General features: G+C 58.8%; 20 protein-coding genes. 7 read left to right on the forward strand and 13 right to left on the reverse strand.

Features of this window, described 5'->3' with window-relative positions:
- The first annotated feature begins 37 nt into the window (after positions 1 to 37).
- Positions 38 to 1,123: a hypothetical protein gene (locus tag AAIH70_RS16155; RefSeq protein ID WP_430034729.1), complete on the forward strand. Its 1,086-nt coding sequence runs from the start codon at positions 38 to 40 to the stop codon at positions 1,121 to 1,123.
- Between the two features lie 5 nt (positions 1,124 to 1,128).
- Here the strand turns inward: AAIH70_RS16155 and AAIH70_RS16160 are convergent, their stop codons facing one another.
- The gene (locus AAIH70_RS16160) at positions 1,129 to 1,944 is read right to left on the reverse strand and encodes a formate/nitrite transporter family protein (protein ID WP_430034731.1); all 816 of its coding nucleotides are present in this window, start codon (positions 1,942 to 1,944) and stop codon (positions 1,129 to 1,131) included.
- Between the two features lie 217 nt (positions 1,945 to 2,161).
- Between AAIH70_RS16160 and AAIH70_RS16165 the strand changes: the two genes are divergently transcribed.
- Positions 2,162 to 2,404, forward strand: a complete 243-nt coding sequence (locus tag AAIH70_RS16165; protein WP_145641752.1) for a DUF2188 domain-containing protein — start codon at positions 2,162 to 2,164, stop codon at positions 2,402 to 2,404.
- A 314-nt stretch (positions 2,405 to 2,718) separates the two neighbouring features.
- On the opposite strand, the gene AAIH70_RS16170 is transcribed toward AAIH70_RS16165, so the two are convergent.
- The 4 genes from AAIH70_RS16170 to AAIH70_RS16185 form a co-directional block, all read right to left on the reverse strand.
- Positions 2,719 to 2,901: a hypothetical protein gene (locus tag AAIH70_RS16170; protein ID WP_430034733.1), complete on the reverse strand. Its 183-nt coding sequence runs from the start codon at positions 2,899 to 2,901 to the stop codon at positions 2,719 to 2,721.
- Positions 2,902 to 2,948: 47 nt separating this feature from the next.
- The gene (locus AAIH70_RS16175; RefSeq protein ID WP_430034735.1) at positions 2,949 to 3,758 is read right to left on the reverse strand and encodes a hypothetical protein; all 810 of its coding nucleotides are present in this window, start codon (positions 3,756 to 3,758) and stop codon (positions 2,949 to 2,951) included.
- A 332-nt stretch (positions 3,759 to 4,090) separates the two neighbouring features.
- Positions 4,091 to 4,612: a GlcG/HbpS family heme-binding protein gene (locus tag AAIH70_RS16180; protein ID WP_430034737.1), complete on the reverse strand. Its 522-nt coding sequence runs from the start codon at positions 4,610 to 4,612 to the stop codon at positions 4,091 to 4,093.
- Positions 4,613 to 4,766: 154 nt separating this feature from the next.
- Entirely contained in the window at positions 4,767 to 7,310 is a 2,544-nt protein-coding gene (locus AAIH70_RS16185; RefSeq protein ID WP_430034739.1) for an MFS transporter, read from the reverse strand.
- A 206-nt stretch (positions 7,311 to 7,516) separates the two neighbouring features.
- Between AAIH70_RS16185 and AAIH70_RS16190 the strand changes: the two genes are divergently transcribed.
- Both AAIH70_RS16190 and AAIH70_RS16195 read left to right on the forward strand, forming a co-directional pair.
- Positions 7,517 to 8,176 carry a response regulator transcription factor gene (locus AAIH70_RS16190; RefSeq protein WP_430034741.1) on the forward strand — a complete coding sequence of 220 codons (660 nt, stop codon included), beginning with the start codon at positions 7,517 to 7,519 and terminating at the stop codon, positions 8,174 to 8,176.
- 142 nt (positions 8,177 to 8,318) lie between these two features.
- Complete coding sequence (locus tag AAIH70_RS16195) at positions 8,319 to 8,681, forward strand: response regulator (protein WP_430034743.1); 363 nt, start codon at positions 8,319 to 8,321, stop codon at positions 8,679 to 8,681.
- Between the two features lie 281 nt (positions 8,682 to 8,962).
- Here the strand turns inward: AAIH70_RS16195 and AAIH70_RS16200 are convergent, their stop codons facing one another.
- The gene (locus AAIH70_RS16200; protein ID WP_430034745.1) at positions 8,963 to 9,427 is read right to left on the reverse strand and encodes a DUF992 domain-containing protein; all 465 of its coding nucleotides are present in this window, start codon (positions 9,425 to 9,427) and stop codon (positions 8,963 to 8,965) included.
- 175 nt (positions 9,428 to 9,602) lie between these two features.
- Positions 9,603 to 10,148, reverse strand: coding sequence for a helix-turn-helix domain-containing protein (locus tag AAIH70_RS16205; protein ID WP_430034747.1), 546 nt, complete (start codon positions 10,146 to 10,148; stop codon positions 9,603 to 9,605).
- Positions 10,149 to 10,447: 299 nt separating this feature from the next.
- Here AAIH70_RS16205 and AAIH70_RS16210 point away from each other — a divergent pair, with 299 nt between their 5' ends.
- Positions 10,448 to 11,062: a nucleotidyltransferase family protein gene (locus AAIH70_RS16210; RefSeq protein ID WP_430034749.1), complete on the forward strand. Its 615-nt coding sequence runs from the start codon at positions 10,448 to 10,450 to the stop codon at positions 11,060 to 11,062.
- 163 nt (positions 11,063 to 11,225) lie between these two features.
- Here AAIH70_RS16210 and AAIH70_RS16215 read toward each other — a convergent pair whose 3' ends face one another.
- From AAIH70_RS16215 to AAIH70_RS16225, 3 genes are all read right to left on the reverse strand, one after another.
- Positions 11,226 to 13,130, reverse strand: coding sequence for a cation:proton antiporter (locus tag AAIH70_RS16215; protein WP_430034751.1), 1,905 nt, complete (start codon positions 13,128 to 13,130; stop codon positions 11,226 to 11,228).
- A 3-nt stretch (positions 13,131 to 13,133) separates the two neighbouring features.
- Positions 13,134 to 13,751: an NAD(P)H-dependent oxidoreductase gene (locus tag AAIH70_RS16220; protein WP_430034753.1), complete on the reverse strand. Its 618-nt coding sequence runs from the start codon at positions 13,749 to 13,751 to the stop codon at positions 13,134 to 13,136.
- A gap of 160 nt (positions 13,752 to 13,911) precedes the next feature.
- Positions 13,912 to 14,769, reverse strand: coding sequence for an alpha/beta fold hydrolase (locus AAIH70_RS16225; protein WP_430034755.1), 858 nt, complete (start codon positions 14,767 to 14,769; stop codon positions 13,912 to 13,914).
- 186 nt (positions 14,770 to 14,955) lie between these two features.
- Here AAIH70_RS16225 and AAIH70_RS16230 point away from each other — a divergent pair, with 186 nt between their 5' ends.
- Positions 14,956 to 15,603 carry an OsmC family protein gene (locus tag AAIH70_RS16230; RefSeq protein WP_430034757.1) on the forward strand — a complete coding sequence of 216 codons (648 nt, stop codon included), beginning with the start codon at positions 14,956 to 14,958 and terminating at the stop codon, positions 15,601 to 15,603.
- Between the two features lie 999 nt (positions 15,604 to 16,602).
- Here AAIH70_RS16230 and AAIH70_RS16235 read toward each other — a convergent pair.
- Genes AAIH70_RS16235 through AAIH70_RS16245 form a run of 3 tightly spaced genes read right to left on the reverse strand, consistent with a single transcriptional unit; the run spans position 16,603 to position 21,093 of the window.
- A complete protein-coding gene (locus AAIH70_RS16235) occupies positions 16,603 to 18,249 on the reverse strand; it encodes an FAD-dependent oxidoreductase (protein ID WP_430034759.1) in 1,647 nt (548 codons plus the stop codon).
- A gap of 10 nt (positions 18,250 to 18,259) precedes the next feature.
- A complete protein-coding gene (locus AAIH70_RS16240; RefSeq protein ID WP_430034761.1) occupies positions 18,260 to 19,399 on the reverse strand; it encodes an HlyD family secretion protein in 1,140 nt (379 codons plus the stop codon).
- Complete coding sequence (locus AAIH70_RS16245; RefSeq protein WP_430034763.1) at positions 19,396 to 21,093, reverse strand: MFS transporter; 1,698 nt, start codon at positions 21,091 to 21,093, stop codon at positions 19,396 to 19,398. The genes AAIH70_RS16240 and AAIH70_RS16245 overlap by 4 nt, the downstream gene beginning before the upstream one ends.
- A gap of 803 nt (positions 21,094 to 21,896) precedes the next feature.
- Here AAIH70_RS16245 and AAIH70_RS16250 point away from each other — a divergent pair.
- A complete protein-coding gene (locus tag AAIH70_RS16250; RefSeq protein WP_430034930.1) occupies positions 21,897 to 22,739 on the forward strand; it encodes an alpha/beta fold hydrolase in 843 nt (280 codons plus the stop codon).
- The last annotated feature ends 14 nt before the right edge of the window (positions 22,740 to 22,753 follow it).

Consider the following 22,753-nt stretch of genomic DNA (forward strand, 5'->3'; position numbering starts at 1 on the left):
TGCCCTACTACCCATCCGGAACCTGTTGGAGACCAAGTTGATCAAGTCAGTCGGTATCGCGCTCCTTGCGTTCCTATTCGGCAGTGCCTCGAGCACCGTCGCCGAACTCCTACTCGTCGGACTTAACGAGGTATGCGGCGGCCAGCCACCCAAGCCTGACTGGATCGCGGAAGCGGGCGTTGTGATCGTGGCGATCGGGTTTGCCGTGCTACTTTTCTTACGGGCCCAAGCCGCCGTTGTTTCAGGCAAGGCGGCGGCGAAGAAAGAAGTCGTGACGACTGCCGCGGTAGGCTTGGCTGGCGGCTTGGTCGCGATCCTCAAGGTCTGGCTCGACGCAAGGCGATCGGCAAGGCTCGTCGAGTGGGATATCTCGGAAGCCTTGCTTATCCTCGCGATCGTCACCGCGATTTTTCTCGTGGCCGGATTGCTCATGACGAAGGTAGGCCGTTCCGCCCCATCTTCGTTCTCCGAGTTCGGCTACAGGGCGGCTATCGCCATCTTGATAGCCGGCGGCGCTGGGATGGCGGTGCAGCTGTTCTTCCTGTTTCTTGGGATGTGGTCGGGCTATGGCAACCCCGGAGCCGAATGCTCCGAAAAGAACCTTGCCGGACTTTTCAGATACGGCACTACGTCGTTCTTCATGTCTGCACCGATGGCCGCGATGATTTTCGCGCTGTACGCATTCGCGAGCGCCTTTGCCGCCCGGCGCGCCGGGCAAAACTCTCGACCGAGCCGCCATACTGTGCTGGCGGCCACTCTTGTCGGAGCCGCTGTCATCAGTGGCCTCTACGCGCTCTCTTCGGCAGACAGGTGGCCAGCCGCATATACCGCTTACGCGCTCCTGATGCTCCAGATGCCAGCGACCTGGGGCGCCATTGTCAGCGGCAGCTTTGCTTCCAAGGCATCAGGCGACCTCCGCGGTCCGGTTGTTACCGCCATAGTAGGATTTTGCTGTGCCATGGCGATAGCCTGGCCCTTTATCCCGACGGAGGACATGACGGCGGTGAAGGCGGTGGCATTCTCCCTTGCTCACGCCGCCACCGCGTTCTTCACGTCATGGGGTGTAACACTCGCGATCACGCTCGATACCGAGAACCGGAAGAAACCCGTGCCCGCGACATAGGTCCTCTACTCTGCGGGCTCGCCGCTTCGCATCGACGGTTTGAAGTGCGCCTCGTGACCGAAGCCCGGTTCCTGTGCCCAGTAGCCGACACCGAGCATCACGAAGCCACCGAGTATGTTGCCGATCGTCACGTATAACAGGTTGTGTGCCGCCCCCATCAGCGTCACCTCGGCCGGATGGTCGCCCATGAGCGCCATCGAGAACGCGAACATGTTCGCCACCGAGTGCTCGAACCCGGACGCGATGAAAATGACGATCGGCCAGAAGATCAGGAAAATCTTGGCAGCGTCGTTCTCGGTCCTTCCGCACATCCAGATCGCAAGGCATACGAGCCAGTTGCAGAGGAGACCCTTTGCGATCAGCGCCATCGGGGTGCCATTCATTTTGGCCTCGACGATTGAGTAGAACGTGGCACTCCCGTCACCCAGAAGAACGCCGCCGCCGGCGGCGTGCATGATCGCGGCGAGAACCGCAGCGCCCGCAAGGTTTCCAAGCCAGCAGACGACCCAGACCTTCAGCACATCCGTCGGCGAAGCGGTGCGCTTGAACAGGGCGAAAGCCATGTACATCGCGGTTCCCGTGAAGAGCTCGGATCCGGCAAAGATGACGATAGTCAACGCGGAGGCAAACACCACACCCATCACGAGGTGGCTCCACGAAGGATCGGCATGCGCACCGGCCGTAAACATGATGACGTCACCGAAGCCGATATAGGCTCCTGCCATCATCGCGCCGATAAAGAAGGCAGGCAGATGGTTCTTGATCATGTCGACCTTGTGTTGGCCCACTGCGGCGAATTTTTCGACCGTCTCGATGTACATGGCGTAGTGAGTCTCCTGCGCGATAGAGCTACTTTGGCGTCCGGTGCATTCGGACGCGTTGGAGTTCGACGTTCGGTGAGCTTGGCGCGGACGTATTGGACAATCCGACAGCGTCGCCGTCGCTTAGATGAGGCTCTACCGGGCGGCGCGCATATGCGGTGCTCATGGTCACAAGCTTAGCCGCGCCACGTCACGCGCATTTCCTGGAGAAATATCATTGAAGATCACCTATCATGTCGGACAACACGACGGCGGTTACGCCTATCGCCTCGACAACGTCTGGTCCGAGCCATTCGCGACCCATCAACAGGCGCTCAAGGCGGCCAAGGCTGCGGCTCAGCGCCAGCATATCGAGGGGCGAGACGCCGAGATCACTTACCAGATCGCGGACGGCACCTGGCGGAGCGAACACGCTCTGGGTGGCGACAGGCCGGAGACCGCAGTCGTGGACGATGGATGAGAGGTCAGCTGTCCTGTCATTGCTCGATGACCAAGGAAGGCAGTTCTTTCCAGAGATTGGAATGGCATCGAAGGCAAGGATGCACCAGAAGCGGCCATCAAGTTTCAGGCTCGAAAGGCCCTCTGACCGCTATCTGACCTTCCACCTATGAAAATTTGTGCACGCTGCAGCCCAGCATAAGCCGCAGCCAAACTCACGCACGTGGTTCAAGCGCAAGCTAGCAACCATCTCGGAGACGACACGGTAGGGATCATGAACGAAACGCCCCACGATGTTCTGCCGAAGGCATTCCACAACATCACGTCTGACAGCTTCTAACCTATTTCGGACTGGGGCTTCAGCTCGAGGACCAGAAGGGTTTCGCCCGTTTCGTCATTTCGGACAGCCTTAACCGTATATCCCGACTCACTGCCAGCGGCGGAAGCGTTGTACACCTCAACGATCGCTATCCACTTCTGCATTTCGTCGGCGTCTTTATTGCTGACCAGTAGTGCCATCCGCAAAACCCTTCGCTTGAGAATATCACACGAAGTAGCAGGCCAATTCACATGCGACCAGGGTGACGTTGGATTTCAGTTCCGGCGGTATCCTTTAGAACGATGTCGTCATAGTCGAGGTGTATGCTCACACCCACCGCGCTCTGCTCATCCAATTGTCTATCGATCTCTTCTAGGCGTTTAGCAATTCGGATGGCTTCAAACGTGTCAGAAGTTTTGGTGCCGCCTAACGTTACACCACCGCCCGGAGGTAAATTAGCTCCACCGCCAGCAGCAGCAGCCTTCGCTTCCAATGCGTCCCACATCATCTTGCTGATTGTGCCATCGTCAAAGCTCGCGTGGTCACCGAGCGCCAGAAAGAATGCTTGATCCGGCGCTATGCCGACGAAAAGCAGGGGCCCACTCCGGGCGACACTGCCATCAGGTTGACGAGCGCCGAGGTGAAGATGATGCACGTCGTAAAGCACACGGACCTTATCCTTGCCACGCCACGCCTTCTTGACCCAATCCTCATTTGTCATGTCAGCGGTTTTAGTGGGAAGGTCACCTGCATATACGTTACGACGCACAAGAGATGAGAGTGCGGCATTCATATCGATTCCGGCTTCGAACTCGGCCTTGAGCCTTTCCACGTCTGCTTTATGAACGGCATAATGAGGTGACGCTGCGACCTCCGGCCAAATGACAACCGTTCTAGGCCGCGCTCGCACCATTCGAGCTTTGTACGTGAGATATTGGATCAAGACCGTCGTAATGTATTCCCCGGCGAGCTTGGTTCTATCTGCAGCCTTTTGGATCGGCATATTTCTCACGAGCTCATCGCGTAGATTCTGAATTCGAGCGGTCATCGGCGGCATGCAAACCCCTATAAGCTGTAAATCTGCCGAGCTGCACGTTGGTCAAGCTCAGGCACATGTCAAGAGAGCAGCCACAGATTGCCGCCCGGTCCTGTCATGCACGACGGACGCGGCGTTTCAAGAAAGTCCGTAAAGTCTGCCACCCCGACATTCCGTTTCTGGCGACCGATTGCTTTTGTAGAGCTTTGCGATGCCAAAAGTCCGCGATTGACCGACCGCAGACTTCACGGAATTGGTCGACTTCCGAGAAAGCCTATCAACATTATGTCGATAGGAAATTCCCGGTGCTTGCGTCTAATTTCAGACCGCCAAAAACGCCTGAGCGATTGCGCCTACTTTGCGAAAGCCGCAGCTCCGGCCTTGGCTACCGCCTCGTCCTGGTCCTTGTTTCCACCGCTCACACCGACAGCGCCGACGACCTTACCGTCGATCTTTAGCGGAATACCGCCCTGCATAACCACGTAACCCGACGACAGCAGAGCCGCCCGGCCACCGTTTGCCGCGTTTTCCAGGTTGCCCGTGCTCTGCCAGAAGGCGGCAGCCGTCTCGGCCTTGCCCTGCGCGATCCTGGCGCTAGCCGGGAAAGCTCCGTCCATGCGTTCGGCGGCGACGACCGCGCCGGAGTTGTCGACGACAAACACGCTCGACGGCGGTCCCTTCTGAGCTTCCGCGAGCGCGGCCGTTATGATCTTTTGCGCGGTGGCGACATCGAGATCGGTCGTCGGCTTTGCCGATTGGGCGTCAGCCTGAGAGACGCAGGCCAAGGCAAGGCTCAGCGATCCCGCGAGAACGGCTGCAAGCCGGCGCGGCTTTGCCAACGCTGTGGAGTCGAGGTTGCCCAGGTATTTTTTCATCGGAATCTCCATGTGGAACGCGGGGCGTCGAGCGCCCCGAAAGCGCCCCACCCTAGTTCTCCGGGTCGGGGCATTCTTGTAACTTCGGGTCACGACTTGATGAGACACCGCGGCAGCGAGGTCCGGTAGTGCGGCGACGCTTTCGAAGCGACTGTTACGCGCCCACCGCCGCACGAGGAGAGGTTACTTCCTCTTCCGCCGTCAACGGCAGAACGATCTCGAAAATCGCGCCACCGTCGTCGTGGTTGCGGGCCGTCAGCGATCCGCCATGCGCCTCAACGATCGTCTTGCAGATCGCCAGGCCTATACCCATGCCTTCATTCTTGGTCGTGAAAAACGGGCTAAAGAGTTTTGCGAGGTTCTCCGGAGCGATGCCCGTACCGCGATCACGGACCTGCAGCCGAACCATATCCAGTTCGGCAGCGGTCAGCGAGATACTCAGGTCACGCTGCTCGGCAGGGACGCTGCCCATCGCGTGCAGGCCATTCGTGATCAGGTTCGCGATCACCTGCTGCATCTCGACTCGATCTGCCAACACCACCGGATCATCGATCGAGAAATCGGTCGTCACCTTTGTGGAGGCCGACATCAGTTCGCGGTCAAGCAGACCGAGGACGTCCGTGACGATGTTCCTCAGATCGACGCTTTCGAGCCGTCTCCTGCTGCCCCGCACCTGCTCGCGGGTGCGCTGGATGATTTCACTCGCCCGCATGCTGTGCTTGATCGCGCGCTCCGCCGCCGTCGAGGCTGCCTTGATGTCCGGCGGGTTCGCCTGAAGCCACCGCATGCAGGCCTGCGCGCTCATGACCACAGCACCGATCGGCTGGTTCACTTCGTGCGCGATCGACGCGGAAATCGCGCCGACGGTCGCGACACGGCCAACCCTCGCGAGTTCGTTTTGCGCCGCCATCAACGCCTCTTTGGCCTGCTCGCGCTGAGTGACGTCGATCATCGCGCACGCGACACGGTCGAAGGCGTCCGTGTCCTGCGGAAAGGCGATGACAAAGATCGCGATGATTTCGTTGCCGGGGCTCCTGAGAAGCCGCGCTTCCATCTCCACCCGGTCGTCACCCGAGCACATACCGAAAATTATGGCCTCCACCAGTTCGCTTCGAGGCGGAAGGAAGCGGTCTATCGAGCCGAGGACCTCCCGCTCGTCCTTGCGGCCAAGGAGCAGCACGGTGGCGTCGTTGACGTCCACGAACCTCACGAGCTTCGAGCATTGGTCGACGAAGTCCGGCGTCGAGTCGAGATATGCTCGCAGCTTGGCCGGAGGATAGGCGCGCACTGCCTCCAGCCGCTTCCACAGGAGGGACAGATCCACCTCGCACAGCGAGACATGGTTCTGGGCGAAAATGGAGCGGTATCTCGTCTCGCTTTGCGCGAGCGCGCCGAGTGCCTTGCGTCTGGCGCTCGCGTCGAACGCGATAAGGCTTAGGCCGCCCGTGATCGCGAGGTAGAAGCCGACAGCCACCAATCCGCTGTACTGGGCAAGGGCCTGGGACACGACTGGGGTCAACGCTCCCCCGATGATGCCGCCTATGTTGAAGGCGACGGACGTGCCGGAATAACGGACCCGGGTCGGGAACAGGCCCGGCAACCACGCTCCGAGTGGCCCGTTCACGAAACCCATCACCCAGAGCGAGAATGCCAGGTAAATAAAAATGACGAGCAGTGACCCGCTTCCCAGCATGGGCGCGAGCACGACGCCCGAGATGATGGTGCCGATGCACCCAAAGATTAGGATGCGCTCGGGATCGATCCTGTCGGAAAGCCAGCTCGCCACCACGATGCCAGCGGCCATAAAGAGGATCGCGCCGAGCTCGACCATCAGAAACGACGACCGCGTGTAGCCGAGCTCGGACGTGCCATATCCAAGGGCGAACGCCGTGACCACGTAATAGAGCGAGAAGCAGGCGACCACGCCGAACGCGCCGGAGATCACCTGGTCCATGTGCAGCCGGAAGATGTCGAGGAGCGGTACGCGGGAAGGTTTCGACTTGGCTATGGCTGCGTGGAAGTCCCGTGTTTCGACGAGGTTGAAGCGGATCCAGATGCCCATCCAGACCAAGGGTGCGCTCAGGAGAAATGGCACCCGCCATCCCCAGTCGGCGAATTGCTCGGGCGACAGCGTTAGCGTCAGCCCCAGAAACAGGCTGTTGGCCAACAGGAAGCCGATCGGCGCGCCAAGAGGCGCGAACATCGCGTAGCGAGCGCGCCAACCCTTCGGGGCGTTTTCGAGAGCGAGAAGCGCCGCGCCCGTCCATTCGCCGCCGAGCGCCAAGCCCTGGCCAAATCTGAGCAGGCACAGAAGAGCCGGAGCGAGCCAACCCGCCACCGCGTAAGTGGGCAGCAGTCCTATTGCCGCGGTGGATGCCCCCATCAACAGCAACGACGCGACCAAGGTCGCCTTCCTCCCTACCCTGTCGCCGAAGTGGCCGAAAACCGCCCCGCCGAGCGGCCGGGCTATGAACGCGATACCGAAGCTGGCGTAAGCCCCAATCAACTCCATCGAGGAAACGGCGGACGGAAAAAAGAGGGGCCCGAATACCAAGCTCGCAGCGGTGGCGTAAATGTAGAAATCGTAGAATTCGACGGATGTTCCAACCAGGCTAGACATCAGGATTCGGAACGTCATTCCGCTCGGCATCGGTTCGTCTCCGACATGAGCGGTATTGTTTTCGGCTCTGGTGTCCATGATTGTCTTCCCCGGGAATACTTAAATTTCGGCCCCTCCCGAACCGAACGAACCCTACAATAATGGCCTGCTGCCAGAACCTATCCTTATGGCTAGGTCGAGATTTGCGCGTGCTCGTTGTAGGTATTCGCATGTAGAAGCGCGCGCATCTATTTTGGTGCGAATGTCGTGCTGCAATTCCAACACTTATTTCGAGGTCTCCGCAGATGTCGGCTGCACTTGGTAATCGCACCCACGACGCCTTGGTAGTCAAAGCGGACGCACCTCTGGTCGTCGTCGTGGACGACGACGACGGAATGCGCGACGGCGTGAGGGACGTTTTAAGCTCGGTCGGCATCGATTCAGTGGGGTTTTCTTCGACGGCGGAACTCCTCGCAGAGCCGTTGCCTGACCGTCCCGGTTGCCTGATCCTCGACGTTCGTCTACCGGGACTGAGCGGCCTCGACCTTCAAGCCAAACTGAACGGCATGGGCAACAAGCTACCGATCGTCTTCATGACCGGGTACGCGGATGTCCCCATGAGCGTGCGCGCGATGAAGGCGGGAGCGACAGATTTTCTGTCCAAGCCTTTCAGGGACCAAGAGATGCTCGACGCGGTCTCGGTCGCGATCGAGCGGGACAGGGCTCGTCGCCTTGAACTAAGCGCCGCCAAAGAGGCGCTCAAAGCCGCCGCCTCCCTTACTCCGCGCGAGCAAGAAGTGATGGAGGCCGTTGTCAAAGGCCTGATGAACAAGCAGGTCGCCCATCTCCTCGACATTTCAGAGGTGACCGTGAAAATTCATCGCGGCAACGTCATGCGGAAAATGAACGTGACGTCGCTCGCCGATCTCGTTCGCAAAGTCGGAATTTTAGATTCTCTGGCCTGAGGTTGTCACCGGGCATCGCCGCGGCAACCGAATGCTTGAGCGACGAATGTCGAGGCTACCCATACAATCGTATTATTACAAATCATCGGCAGTCCGTCTAACTAGATGTCAAAGCCCGTAAGTCGGGCAAAAGGAACATCAAGTGTCTGGCGACAAAAAATCAGTAGCCATCGTCGACGACGACGAAGCGCTCCTCGAGGCGACATCGGCATTTCTCGAGTCTATGGGGTACGACACCCTGCCCTTCAGCTCCGGGCGCGAGTTTCTGGCCTACGACAACCTTGACTTCGTATCGTTGCTGTTGACCGACATCAACATGCCGGAGATGACAGGACTTGAGCTGCTGGAAGTCGTAAGGAAGCGCTGGCCGGACATGCCGATCATCATGATGACGGCCCTTAAGGACGAAGTCATCAGAAGACGGGCAATCGCGGGAGGAGCCCGCGAGCTTCTCCAAAAGCCGATACTCGCAGACGATCTGATCCGGTGCATCGAACAAGCCTGAGCCGAGGCTCCGCTTTACAGAGGTCTAGTGCTCCGCAGATCCCCTTGGCCTCGATGGCGTCCGAACAGATCACGCCACGACTCCCGGCGCACGCGGGGCAAGTCAGTGGTCTCGAGCGGAGCTATCTAGGACCCGGTTACAAAGCAGCAGCTGCCTCTACATATTTCAAAATATACCCTTGAATGAGCAGTTCTTGTAAAAAACGGTTTCATTAACGAATACCAAGACGCCGACAGGTATGCCTGTCGGCGTCTTGGTAAGCCGGGTGGGTGAGTTCGGTGCTACAACGCCTTGAGGCTGAGCCGAGTGACGCCCAACGAGATTTCGAGGCCTTGCTTCCCAATCACGGCGACGGGCTGAAGGGAGAGCGTTCCGTGTGTGCCGCCTGTCAGAAGGACTGCGCCTCCCCCGATGCCCACCGCTGCCGCGGCTTCCAGGCCGCGATAAGTGCCCTCGAGGTCGTAGGAAGCTTGCCTGCTTACAGCATCCACTTCCCAAATCAGCGTAGCCTTCTCCACTTCTCCGATATCGACGCCGAAGTTGTCGATCGAACCGGAGTATCCTACCGGTGGGGCCGACTGGGAAGGATGGAACACACAATCGACGTCCTGTCTGGAACCGAGTATCGCGCCTTTTGAGGGCGACAGATCGCATTCAAGACTACCGGCGACGAAGTGTTCGGATGCTGCAAGAGCAGGCTGAATGACGATCGCGGATAGCGAAAGGGCGATGGTAAATAGGCGCATGAAATTTCCTTTTGGTTCTGTCTTGTTGAATTGGATCGATTGGCCCGAACGTTCTGGGGGATGCTCACGCGCGTACGGGGAAATACACTGGATAGCGGGAGGTCAGGCGAGGACGCTAAGATGATATTCCTAGACCCCACCGGCTTATGTATTTCGGTTCAACTCGCTTCCAAGTTCAGTTGAAGCGCGCTGTGTTGACTTCCTTGCGTGCTGTAGAAGGGAACCGCGCCCCGGATTTGCGCTGGAGGGCCTGGGAGGACCGACGCCATTGATTTGGTGTAGAGCCGAAGACATTCCGAAAGGTCTTGCAGAGGTGGGCCTGGTCGGCCATTCCGCAATCGAGCGCTATTTCGCTCAGTGGAGCATCTGTTTCGGCAATGAGGTCCTTTGCGAGTTGCATGCGCCGGCGTAGGACATAGTTATACGGGCTTTCCTTGAACGCCGACTTGAAAACCCTCGAAAAATAAGTCTTGCTGAGCTTCGTCAGGACCGCAAGCTCCTCGACCTTGATCGTCTCCGTAAGGTGTTCCTCGATGAACTGCATGATCTTTCGGCGCTGCCACGGCAGGAGCAGGTCACGCTGAACAGCCTCTGAAAGGTCAGGAAGCGAGATAGGAGCTTGGTTTGACGCGGGAACAGCGGCGGACAGGTCAACGTCCGAGACGATTACCAGCGATGCTACTTCGATGATCTTGAATTCCTTGGGACGATAGGTGTTCATCGGTGCTCTCCGTGATTTGAATTTCGATGAGCTGATGTTGCCTCTCTCGCACTTCGAAATCTGTTCGGACCACCGTGTGCCAAGATCATACCTTCTGGTTAGATGTGGCAGGCCAAAGCGTGATCTCGATCTAGAATGAGCTGGTTATGGGGCCCTGCAGACCTTCAGGGACTGTTAGTTCGCCGCAGGCGAAGAAACGAAATATCGAGCCGCTGAACGAAGTCTTAGAGGGAATCGGGCTATATGGTTCAAGCGTGGTCATCTTGCTGGGATTTAGGCGGTCTGAACGAATGTGTACGATGGGCGCAAGAGTTGCGATCGCGGTACTAGCAGCGGGACGTTCCGCTCGCATGGGGGACTTCAACAAACTGCTAGCGGTATTCGGGGGAACGCCTTTGGTGCGTTTGTCGGTGCAGAGGGCGGCAGCTTCCGGCGCCTACAAAGTGATCGTGGTGACGGGCCATATGGAATTTGAAATTCAAGAGGCCCTCTCCGGCCTTTCGTTCACGGCGGTACATAACGACGCATTCGCCTTGGGACTCTCATCCTCTATTCGAGCGGCTTTACAGGCGGTTCCAGAAGACTGCGTAGGAGTGCTAATTCACTTGGCAGACATGCCTCTCCTCAATGAACGCCACATGTCCTCGATGATCGACATCTTCAAACGCGCGCAAGGAACGTCCGTCGTACGTGCTACGGCCTTTGGCGAGCCCGGCAATCCGGTCATTCTCCCGAGAACGCTTTTCCGCGCTCTCGGCGAGCTGACGGGTGACAAAGGAGCGCGCCAAGTTATCGCCGCCAGTGGGCTACCCGTTATTGACGTAGAGCTCGGCCTCCCGGCAAGGTGCGACGTCGATAACGTAGAAGCGCTTGAGGCAGCCGGGGGCCTTCCACCGATCGTCGATCCCCGGTGAATTTGATCCGGTGCTAACCAGCGTAAGCTAACTAGACCTGCGGCGCGTCGGCATCTCTTCAAAGAAACGATTTACAGGCTCTCTGGAAAATTGCTCGCAAGTCTTCATAAGTGTTATCGGCGCTCGGGCATTTTCAACAATCGAGGATCCGCGATTACTTCACTCACGAACGATCACCTTTGCCGCCACTTTTCGGCACGTGAATGGACCCTGCATCAGGCGCGTTCCAACCTCGGGCAACCATCTCATCATAGCCGGAACGATAGCCCATCATCGCGTTTTCGATCACTTTTCCGATGTCGTTGAAACCCGCGACGAACTCCGGATTGCTCGCGGCAGGCATTTCTGCGTCGACTAATTTCGCCATCCGGGCTAAGCCCGCCGTATCCTGTTCGACAAATACGGCTTTCCGCTTTTCGACCTCATAAGGGTGCATTCCGAGAGATTCCAGCGCCATGCCTGCAGCCTGGACCGAACCGTCGAACATCTCGCGGACGATAAAATCCGCTCCTGCATCCAACAGCTTGTAATGATGCAAACGATCGTAAGCGCGTGCGATGATCCGTATGCCGGGACTACGTCTACGGGCGTAGGAAACGATCTCGGTCGCTCTGTCGGGGTCGTCTATGGCCACGATAAGCAACGCTGCCCGCGCGAGGCCCGCCGATTCCAGCAAGTCCGGCCGGCCGGCATCCCCAAAAAACGACTTCACGCCGAATTTCCGGACGTTGTCCACCACATCCGCCCTGTAATCCATGACTACCGGCTTGTGTCCGTTCGCCAGAAGCATCCGGTTCACGATCTGTCCAAATCGGCCGACCCCGGCAAGGATAATAGTTCCCTGATCCGGTTGGTCGGCGCTCCGATGATGCCGCCCACGGGTCTCGAGCATCACAACGATCCTGTTGGAGATCGAGAAAAGAAGGGGGGTAAGAACCATGCTGAAAGTGATGATCAGCACCGATACCGACACGGTCGGAGGCGAAAACAGCCCGCGATCACCACCGATCGTCAACAGTACGAAACCGAATTCACCCGCCTGAGCAAGGCCGAGGGTGAAAAGCCACCCTGCCGGCCCTCGGACGCGGAAAAACCATGCCAGGGGTAGAAGCACAAGAGCTTTGATCGCGATCAAAGCGAACGTGGCGACCGCTACCATCAGCCAGTTCGCCGACAGGATTGCGGGGTCAATTTTCGCGCCGATCGTCATGAAAAACAGCCCGAGCAGTAGTCCCTTGAAGGGCTCGATATCGTTCTGCAGCTCATGCTTGAACTCGCTGTTCGCGAGCACCACACCTCCGAGGAAGGCGCCGAGCGCGGGCGAAAGGCCGACAGCCGACATCAGGACGGTTATCCCGACCACCACCAGAAGCCCGGCAGCGGTGAATACTTCCCGAAGTCCAAGAAGAGCTATGGTTCTGAATACCGGGCGCGACAAAAAGTGTGCCGCGGCAACGACCACGCCGACGGCTCCCAGAGTAAGGACAGCAGATACCCATCCGGGAAGGTCGGCGAGCAACTGAGCTCCGCCATGCCCGGAAGGAGATCCGTGCCCACTGCCAGCGATAAGGGGGATACAGGCGAGCATCGGAATGACCGCCAAATCTTGAAACAGGAGCACCGCGAAGCTTGCCTGCCCTCCATCGGACCTTAGAAGGCCCTTCTCTTCTAGGGTCTGGAGAACGATCGCGGTGGATGACAGCGCTGCTACGAAACCGAACAGGAGGCTCTGCTGCCAGCTAAATCCCAATCCGACAGCAGCCGCGGTGACTGCGGCGATCGTGGCAACAACCTGAAGCCCTCCAAGGCCGAGTAGTTTGTCCCTGAGCCGCCAGACCATCCGGGGATCTATCTCCAGACCGATCAGGAACAGCATCATAACAATGCCGAATTCGGAAAACTGTTCGAGGTAACCCGATCCTGCCACTGAGATCTGGAATACGGGCCCGATTAGCACACCTGCCGCGATGTAGCCGACGACCGAACCCAGCCCGATCCGCTGTGAAACTATAACGGCGAGAACCGCCGCAGCAAGATAGCACAGTGCGTAGAATGCCAAACCTTCCAACGGTCAGTCCCTCACTAGATCAGGTAAATTTAAGCTCCCGAAACTCGGCAGCAGGTGCGCGGAGGCGACATCGAATTTATCGTCGCGCAGCGCAGTCAGGAGCCGGGGGTAGGATCGGATATGGAGCTGGGCGTTCTCGTCCGTGAGATGATTGGCAGAGTACAGCACGAACGGAGGAAGATACTTCATGCCGCAGAGCGTCGCAGTCTGTTCGAGAGGATACAGAAACTGGTCGAAGACCCTCCGGTTGCCGCCGTCCTTTGTGTAGTCCGATATGCCCCCGCCTGTAGTGACGCACGCCATCGCATACTTTCCCGCCAGCTTTTTTCCCTCTGGTCCGTAGGCGAAGCCGTACTCGAGAACCAGATCCTGCCACTGCTTGAGAAGAGCCGGGGTCGAATACCAGAACACGGGAAATTGGAAGACGACGACCTCGTGCTCCATGAGCCGACGCTGTTCGCGGTCCACGTCGATGGCAAACCTGGGATACTCGGCGTAGAGATCAACGAAGGTCACGCCTTCCAGCTCTCGGGCGCTTGCCGCCATCGCCGTGTTGATACTCGACTTCCGTTGCGCCGGGTGCGCAAACAGAACCAAAACTCGCATCTGCTTTCTATCCATTTTTCGAGCAGCAACGCTTGTCGCCTAACTGCTTGGCGTGAGTGCGTTGAACGTATCCTCGGTGCGAGGAGCTATTCTTGAAGGATCGTGTCCTAGCGTCACGCGAAAAGAAATCGGCGGGATTTTTAGTATCCCGCGAGTGACGCGGACCTTTACGCCGTTAGACCGGGCTCGGGGTGGAACCGAGCTTCTCGTACTCCCCGCCTATCCAGTTTGCTACTCCAGCACCGTATTCACCCGCGGCGTCTTCCCATATCAGGTGGCCGCCATCCAGAAGGACCTGTCGGCAGCGTCCAATACCCTCCACCAAAAGCTGCCCGTTCGCGGGTGGAACGATCGCGTCCTGACGCCCTGCCAGCACGAGTACAGGGGCTTCGATCCGACTTAAAATTTCATCGAGAAGAGGGAGTTCGTCTGAATAGGACCGGACGAAATTGGTTGCCTGCTCGAACCTTTCTGCCGATGACGAGTGCCAGTAATCCTCCATCACGGATGGCGGTGGAGTATTCGCGGAAGCGGCGGTGACAAAGCCGACAGCGAGATCGCCGCCCTGCTGCCCGGCGAACGCTCCTTTGGGAGACGCGATGAGGTCGACAAGACCGCCGGCCGCCAGCTCGACCTTGGTGGCTCCGCTGCCGACCACGAGGCTTTCGAAGAGATCGGGGCGATCGGCTGCGGCGAAGAGCATCGCGAGAGCGCCGACATCGGGCCCGACTCCATGCATCCTGGTAATTCCGAGTTTCCGGGCGGCTCGCGTAAGAAAACGGGCCATCCCCGTCGGCGACATCAGGTCCGACCGCCCCTGCGACATCCCGAAGCCCGGCAAGTCGATTGCAACGTACGGAGCAACACTGCCGATTGCCGCCAGAATTCCCCTGAAAGCGTAGATGCTTTCAGGCCAGGGACTGGTGATGACCACCGGAATTCCATCGGATCGCCCGCCAGTAGCGATTCGAATGTTCACGTCGTCTATTTCAACGTGGGAAACCTTGCCGATATCTGGGAGTACGCTGTTCATCTCAATACCTCCATCCGCCCGGCAGCAACTTCGAAGGATACATCGCCGGATCTACGCAGTGAGGATTGATCAGAGCACTCTATCTGGATTGTCGGATCGTGCGGTCGCACCGCCGGGACGTGGGGGTGCTATCCTACAATACGCGGGGCCGGGCGGCGCTCATAATCACGCCATACCGGACAGAGAATGTCCATTTCGATCACCGACCGAACTCCGCCAACGATTATCCCAGACGGTTCGGTCCGACAACTGACCCGCATGGCTCGAGCATACACGGAGAAGACGATGCCACAGGATACGCTGCCCACGACTATCACTGCTTACCTTCGCCCGATTGACCGCGACGGTCTTCTTGCCTTCGCCAAGCGAGGGCGCGAAAACCCCGAGCGACAGGGTACTAACGTCGTACAAACCATCTGCGAAGGCCAGTATCGCACACTCAGCTATGTCGGCGATCACGACCCGGTCATCGTTGACGAGCCCCTGCATCTGTTCGGCCAGGATACCGCGCCCGCGCCGGGAGAGATAGCGCTTTCCGGCTTGGGGGGATGCCTTGCTGTGGGAATCACCGCGGTTGCGACCTTCAGGAACGTCAGGCTCTCTCGTCTCGAGCTCCGAATTGAAGGCGATGTCGGCAACTCGGCAGCCTGGGGTGCTGGCGGCGCCCCACGCGAACCCTTCCAGATTGGTTTCCAGGCCATCAGGGTGTCGGTTAATGTCGAAGGCGACGCTACTCGAGAGGAATTGGAGGAGATCGTCAGGCAGGCTAACTACTTCTCGCCGGTGGCCAACTCGATGCGGAATCCGATCCCGATGGACGTCTCGCTTGCCTAACCTCGAGTATGGCGAGAAGACAAAGCCGAACGCCTGCGGAAGCAGCCTTCGGCTTTTCTCATTATAAGCCAGCGCCCGGTGTGGCTTCCGACGTCAGCTCACCTTAAACCTCCGATATCCGAAATAACTTGGCGCGCCCCAACATCGAATTACAAGGCTGTATCATTATGGTCTCGACACGACATGATGAACCACCGAGCGGGGAAACTCTGTGGCAGTCGTCGGAGACTATCTTCGATATGCTCACTCGCTGCGGTGTCGTAATGTTCAACACAGGGATAGCTCTGTTCCCGCCCCGCCGGCCAAATATCAATCTGGATACGCCTGAGAGACCGATCGTACTATAGACCCGCAAAAGGTCGCGGTACTCGTTGCCAAAGAGGGACGATCAACTCGAACCTATAGGTAATAACATGGCTCTCAAACCTTCGGAAACGTGTACTTTCAGGCAGTCCCCGCTCGGACTAATGAAGTCTTGCACCACGGCACGTCGCATGCGGGCCGCAAACGACAACGTTTTCCGGAACCACGCCGTCGAAGGAACCTCCGCTGGCGACACCCCGTCGCTGGCCGATATGGGACCGATCCTCGCTCTCGTAGCGATCTCCTATGTGACCTACCACTTGATCTGCACCGTGCTTTCCAGCTTGATTAAATCGTTCCCGTCTTTCTATCCGTGAGCGATTTAAACCGCGAGGCAACGTGGATCCGGCATCCGGCAAGGTTCAAAAGGACGGTTAACGCCATGTGTCCGCATAGCCGATCGATGAGGGACGAGGGTCGTTTACTTCGACCGATCTCCCGGCAGGCATGCAAATGGACATTTTCACGAAACCGGGCACGCGGCGTTGAAGGCTACAATCCGCTGGAGTCTCGAGGACGGTGCCATGTAGTCGAGGAGCTTGTGGAGCTCCTCGACTAGACTCCGCGGATCTGCATGGTACCCCGATCTATGTAGACGAGCATTTCATTGACTTCCGCATAATCCCGCCGCTTCTATCATGCAGTTGCAAGAAACTGATGTATCGCTGCGACGACCACCGACCCTTCCCCCACGGCTGATGCAACCCTCTTGATAGATCCCGAGCGGACGTCCCCTACGGCAAAGACCCCGGGCTTGCTCGTTCGGTAAGGCGTAGCCAGCTCTCCGCCGTCCGAAAATCCGGTTTCCACGAAACCGCTTCGATCGAGCTTCACGCATTCCGCGAGCCACTCGGTGTTCGGCGACGCGCCAATCATGACGAACAGGTTGGTCGCCGGGCGATTGAAGGACTGTCCGGTTTTCCGGTTATTCCAGCTCACGCCCTGGAGACCGTTTTCACCGTGAAGTCCGGTGATATCGGAAGTCTCGTGCAGAGTGATGTGTGGTGAATTCCTAATCCTCTGGACGAGATAGTCCGACATCGTGGAGGAAATGCCGCTGCGCATTACCATGTTTACGTGCTTGGCAGTGCGCGACAGGAACACCGCCGCTTGACCGGCCGAGTTTCCACCGCCGACGATGACGACTTCCTGCGCCGAGCACAGGTTGCCCTCCATTGCGGTCGCGGCATAGTGGATTCCCTGCCCCTCGAATCGTTTGTAATTTGGTAAATTTAGCGTCCGATAACGAGCACCCGTCGCCACGACCACCGCTTTTGCCCGTACAGCGCGACCATCGGACAAGCCGATCTCGAACTGCTTCTTCGAGCAGTCCAGCGACACAGTGCTTCGCGACACGCAGATGCGTGCACCGAACTTCTGGGCCTGGATGTGTGCCCGCCCGGCCAGAGCTTCCCCCGATATCCCGGTAGGGAACCCGAGATAGTTCTCTATTTTCGATGATGTTCCCGCCTGCCCGCCCGGCGCGAGCGTTTCCACGACGATCGTCCTCAGTCCTTCCGAGGCGGCGTAGACGGCGGAGGCGAGACCCGATGGCCCAGCCCCGAGAACCGCGACGTCGTAGACGACACCCTCCTCCGGCGGCTCCAAGAGCCCAAGCTCGTCGGCGAGCCTCTCGTCGGATGGTTTCGACAACACCTGCCGATCCGGCTTGATCAACGCGGGGAGCGCCGAAAGCGGGATGGCGAGTTCCTGCATCGCATGCGCCGCCTCCGGGTCAGCCGCGACGTCCAGCACTTCGACAGGATAGAGGTTTCGGGTAAGGAAACGCTGTATCCGGAGCAGTTCCGAGCTGTCACGGTGTCCGACAAGCACGCCGCCGCCCTTGAGATGGCGGACAAGGCCTGATCTGCGCAGAATGTAGGCTCGGATGATCATTTCGCCGATGTCGGGTTCGCCCGTTATCAGAGCGCGAAATTTGTCGTGGGGAACTCGGATGAACTGCGTTCCTGCCATCAGTCGGCCGGACAGGAGAGTGTTGCGATCATTGAACATGTTATGCTCGCCGCTAAACTGACCGCCGCGGTAGCTGTAGAGATATTGCCGTCCCTCGATTGGATGCTCGGCGTGCACTTCCAGCTCGCCTTCCAGGATCAGGTATAGGTCCAGCGCACGATCGCCTCGCGTGAAGGCGACGCTGTCCTCGTACACGATCTGATGCTCGCCATAGGGCCGGATCCGGTCAATCATTTCCTGAGAGAGGACCGGATATGTCTGCGCTTCGCGTTGCCATGGGTCCGACGGATCGTTGAGCATAACGTTCATACTGGTCTCCTTAATGGGTCGTAAGGTTGGTAGCTGAAGAAGCTGTATCGACGTGTGCTTCGACGGACATTCCCGGTCCCAGCCTCTCGATCTCGGATTGCTCCGGATCGATCTCGATGCGGACCGCGATACGTTGCGGGATCTTGGTGAAGTTGCCGATGGCGTTGTCCGTACGCAGGACGGAAAACTCGGACCCGGCCGCCGGAGATATGTCTTCAACGGTGCCCTCGAAGCGATAACCGGCCAGCGCGTCGACAAAGAACCACGCCCGCTGTCCGGGACGGATCGCACCCGACTGGGTTTCTTTGAAGTTGGCGACTACCCACCGGGCTTTGGGAACGAGGAACGTTAGCTGGCTGCCGTTGGTGACAAATTGCCCCAATCGGGCAGTCACTTCGCTTAGCTTTCCCGTTTCAGGTGCCGTGACGGTCGTGTAGCCAAGGTTAATTTCTGCTAGCTGGAGCCTGGCCCTCGCGCTTTCTACGTCGGCCTCGAGCGCCGCTTTGTTTACCCCGGCGGCCTTCAGTGCTTGATCCGCGCTGCCCCTTCCCGCGTTCGCCTCCTGAAGAGAGGCCGTAGCAACACCGAGTGCCGCCCGGGCGGCGTCTTCGGCACTGATGGAGCCAGAACCTTTGTCCGCGAGCTGGGACGCACGTTTGAAGTCCGCGTCCGCCTTGACGAGTTGCGCGTCGGCGCTCGAGATCTTTGCTTGAGCTGTCGCGATGTCGAGCCGCCTCTGGGCAATCGCTTGCTGGTTGTTTGCGAGATTGGAGGCAGCAATATCGAGGTCTGCGCGAGCGGCCGCGACTTGAGCCCTGTAAATCCTGTCATCTATCCGGAGCACGACGTCGCCCCGGTTGATCGCCGAGTAGTCGCGTACGGCGATCTCGGAAATGTATCCCGTCACCTGCGGGCTGATTATAGTGGTCCGCGCACGAACGTAGGCATTGTCGGTCTTGACTACGGACGTGGAAAACGGGGGCAACTGCCACGCCACGAGTATTGCGGCCATGCCGGCGGCTACAAGCAATAACGCAAAAGCCTTTGTCAGGAGGCTGCTGATCTTGGGCTGCCATTGCCGCGGCAGCGCGGTCGGCGCATCAGCCGCTTCGTCAGCCTGCGCGGCGGTGATCGGCGAAACCGCGTTCATGATAGCTTACTCCGGTATTGCTTGAAGAGGCTGACCGCGATGAACGCGAGCAACGCGAGCGCGCCCGCCGATGCCGCCAGCGATATGGCCGTGAAGACGTCGACGTATGCGGCTACCCGCGCGTCTTGCGTGACTTGTTGCGAAAGGGCCGCGACGCCTTCGGCAGACCGCATCGTTGGGTCCGCGATAACCGGAGCGTATCGGGCGGCAAGGGTGGATAGAAGTGCCGCCACATCGGGATCGGACCGTGCCGCCTGGGCGGCGTATGCCCCAAGGTGATACTGCTGTGCGTGGAAGAGATATGTCTGGGTGAACGCGTTACCCGTCAGTGTCCCTACCGACTGCGTGACGTTGAAAAGCGCGATGAAGCTCGTCATCCGCACCCCGCCATCGGCAAGGACCCGTCCGAGCCCGAATATAAAGACGGGACCAATAAAAAGGGTGCCTGCGAACGCGATAAGGGGCTGGCTGACCAGCAGTTGGGGAACCCGGGTCGAAATGCTCGATCCGGTGTCGAGGTATGTCGCCAAGGCGACAAGCACCAGCGCGCCGAGAACCATGAATGGTAGACGCGACGGCGCGACGACCAGCGCCGCGACGACTAGGCCCAACACGGCACCAACGAGGATCGCTCCGGTAAGGGGTCTGATATCGTCGTTCGTGAGACCGAAATCGCGCAGCATCGTCAAAATTCCGATCGTCTGTTCGGACTGGACCGACCTGCATAGGACGGCAATCAGCGCCCATCGGACAAACGTACCAGCCGAAAGCCATTTCACGTCGATCAGCGGCTTCTTTCTCCGGGACTCGATGAAGAAAAACAGCGCAAAACAAGGGAGACAGGCCGCGAAGAACCAGCCGATCCAGGCGACGTTCGTCCACCAGAGGTAGCTGCCGAGCCCCATCGCCGAGCCGAACATGATGAAGCCGACCGCGTATAGGGCGAAACTTAGAGCATCCAGCGGTTCGAACGCCTTCGACCGCACACCGGGAGGGAGACGAACGATCGAGACGATACCAAGGGCAGCGAGCGAGAGGCCGAGTTCGAAGAGGTAGAGCCCATTCCAGTTACCCAATGCCAGAAAGTCCTTCGGAACGAGCCAGGCAAGAGGAAGCGAAAGCTGCGGCGTGCCGACGCCGAGGCAAACGGCCCGAAGTCTGTGAGCGGCGGGGAAGGCCTGCATCATGTAGAAGACGCCGAGCGTCGTCAGCGCCGAAGCCGATATCCCGCTCGCCGCTCGCACGAGTATCGCCCCCGCCAGCCCACTGACGATCAGATGCGCCGTGATGAGAACGGCTTGCAGGGTCAGGAACACCATGCAAAACGAGCGCACCCCGAACTCCTGGCGATATTTAACGAGGACACAGCCCGTGATCGCGTTTGTCACGAGATAGGCCGCGGGGAGCCAGGCCACCTCGCTGAGATCAAGCCCCAGCGATCCCTGGATGTAAGGGAGGTTCGCGGCTACGATCGCGTTTCCCAAAGCTCCGGTTACCCCGATGATGACGGCCGTGAAACCGTACATGGCGCGGCGTCCTACCGGATGGTCGGGAAATCCCGGAGATCCCGGCAATGCGGGCTTTTGTCCGTCCGGATAATCGAAGCTTTCGTCATCGTGATAGAAATGTTGACGGGCGGCCCGTACTCCAGACCACTCCTTGTCTTTCGACAGCTCGGAAGGGGGAAATCCCACGACAACGCGCCTTTTCTGTTTGTCGGTCCACCCGTCTCGTCCCGCGTGAGCTGAAAAATCTTTCGGCCATACGGACGACTGACATTCCCGCGAACAAGCTAGCGGCTTCCGGCACATCCATATTGAATAATCCTGCCTTGGGGACGTAGGCGATCGGGCGACGGAGGACCGGTTCGGCACGACGGAGTGATCTCGTTTTCCCCGCGGAACCGACATCCGATTCCGGAGTTCGTTGGTCGACCCGCAAACGTGCTTCCGCGCCTACATGTTACAAGATCACGGCGGCTTGCTGTCTTATTCCAATCTCGATTTTAAGGAGATCGGACAATGGACTTGGACACTTGCAAACGCGCCTCTTATCCCCCGGCTTGGCCGATCATATCGGTTTATGGCGCGGTCGTGGTGGGTGTCACGGTTTTCAGCTACGTCAATCACGAAGAGAGCGATCGCACTTCGATTTCCTCGGCATCGGTAGCGTCTGCGGACGTCGGGGCGCTCTCTCGTTCATATCTCCCGCGGACCAAACGCCCGGTTGAGCCCATCAAATAGCGCCCGAGCGCCGGCTGCCATGTCGGCTGTCTACCGAAATCGTTTGTACCCAAATCTACAATAATCCGTCCGGGCCGTTCCTTAAGTTCCGTACATGCCGAGACCCGGCCCGAACGATGGAGCGACTTGTGACCTACGACCTTTCCCGCCGACAGACACTCATTGCAGGGGCAGCCGTCTCTTTTTCTATGTTTGTCCCGGTAGCCGAAGCAGCCGAACAGAAACGCAAAGAAGATATCAAAGGAGAATTCGAAATGACCGAAGCATTCGTGAAAACCAAGGAAGGCGTCGAACTGTACTACAAGGACTGGGGTCCCAAGGATGCTCAGCCGATCGTCTTTCACCATGGCTGGCCGCTGTCTTCCGATGACTGGGACACCCAGATGCTGTTCTTCGTGCAGCACGGTTACCGCGTCGTAGCCCATGACCGCCGCGGTCATGGCCGTTCTTCGCAGGTCGCCGATGGCCACACCATTGAGCAGTATGCGGCAGACGCCAATGCAGTGTACGAGCACCTGAACCTCAAAAACGCGGTTCATATCGGTCACTCGACAGGCGGCGGCGAAGTCGCACGTTATGTCGCGAAATACGGCGAACCCCAGAAACGTGTCGCCAAGGCCGTGCTCGTCAGCGCTATCCCTCCGCTGATGGTCAAGACCGAGTCGAATCCCGGCGGCCTCCCGATCGAAGTCTTCGACGGCCTTCGCAACGGCCTGGCCGCCAACCGCGCCCAGTTCTATCTCGACGTTGCCTCGGGTCCGTTCTATGGCTTCAACCGCGAAGGCGCGAAGGTCTATCCGGGCGTGATCCAGAATTGGTGGCGTCAGGGAATGATCGGCGGTGCGAAGGCCCACTATGACGGAATTAAAGCCTTCTCCGAGACCGATCAGACCGAAGACCTCAAGAAAATCACGGTGCCGACCCTGGTCATGCACGGCGACGACGACCAGATCGTTCCGATTGACGACGCGGCGCGACTGTCCGTGAAGCTACTCAAGAACGGCACTCTCAAAGTCTATCCGGGCTACCCCCACGGAATGTTGACTATCCATGCCGACGTCATCAACCCCGACCTCCTCGCATTCGTAAAGAGCTGACGACGGCACGATTG

The sequence above is a fragment of the Neorhizobium sp. BT27B genome (assembly GCF_050455485.1).
Lineage (GTDB): Bacteria > Pseudomonadota > Alphaproteobacteria > Rhizobiales > Rhizobiaceae > Neorhizobium.

Bases quoted from the DNA above. Each gene is read 5' to 3' on its own strand.
- AAIH70_RS16240 (WP_430034761.1), bottom strand. From the start codon at position 19,399: ATGAACGCGGTTTCGCCGATCACCGCCGCGCAGGCTGACGAAGCGGCT.
- AAIH70_RS16190 (WP_430034741.1), top strand. From the start codon at position 7,517: ATGTCGGCTGCACTTGGTAATCGCACCCACGACGCCTTGGTAGTCAAA.
- AAIH70_RS16210 (WP_430034749.1), top strand. From the start codon at position 10,448: ATGGGCGCAAGAGTTGCGATCGCGGTACTAGCAGCGGGACGTTCCGCT.
- AAIH70_RS16230 (WP_430034757.1), top strand. From the start codon at position 14,956: ATGTCCATTTCGATCACCGACCGAACTCCGCCAACGATTATCCCAGAC.
- AAIH70_RS16225 (WP_430034755.1), bottom strand. From the start codon at position 14,769: ATGAACAGCGTACTCCCAGATATCGGCAAGGTTTCCCACGTTGAAATA.
- AAIH70_RS16200 (WP_430034745.1), bottom strand. From the start codon at position 9,427: ATGCGCCTATTTACCATCGCCCTTTCGCTATCCGCGATCGTCATTCAG.
- AAIH70_RS16185 (WP_430034739.1), bottom strand. From the start codon at position 7,310: ATGGACACCAGAGCCGAAAACAATACCGCTCATGTCGGAGACGAACCG.
- AAIH70_RS16175 (WP_430034735.1), bottom strand. From the start codon at position 3,758: ATGCCGCCGATGACCGCTCGAATTCAGAATCTACGCGATGAGCTCGTG.
- AAIH70_RS16235 (WP_430034759.1), bottom strand. From the start codon at position 18,249: ATGAACGTTATGCTCAACGATCCGTCGGACCCATGGCAACGCGAAGCG.
- AAIH70_RS16205 (WP_430034747.1), bottom strand. From the start codon at position 10,148: ATGAACACCTATCGTCCCAAGGAATTCAAGATCATCGAAGTAGCATCG.
- AAIH70_RS16220 (WP_430034753.1), bottom strand. From the start codon at position 13,751: ATGGATAGAAAGCAGATGCGAGTTTTGGTTCTGTTTGCGCACCCGGCG.
- AAIH70_RS16170 (WP_430034733.1), bottom strand. From the start codon at position 2,901: ATGGCACTACTGGTCAGCAATAAAGACGCCGACGAAATGCAGAAGTGG.
- AAIH70_RS16160 (WP_430034731.1), bottom strand. From the start codon at position 1,944: ATGTACATCGAGACGGTCGAAAAATTCGCCGCAGTGGGCCAACACAAG.
- AAIH70_RS16180 (WP_430034737.1), bottom strand. From the start codon at position 4,612: ATGAAAAAATACCTGGGCAACCTCGACTCCACAGCGTTGGCAAAGCCG.
- AAIH70_RS16250 (WP_430034930.1), top strand. From the start codon at position 21,897: ATGACCGAAGCATTCGTGAAAACCAAGGAAGGCGTCGAACTGTACTAC.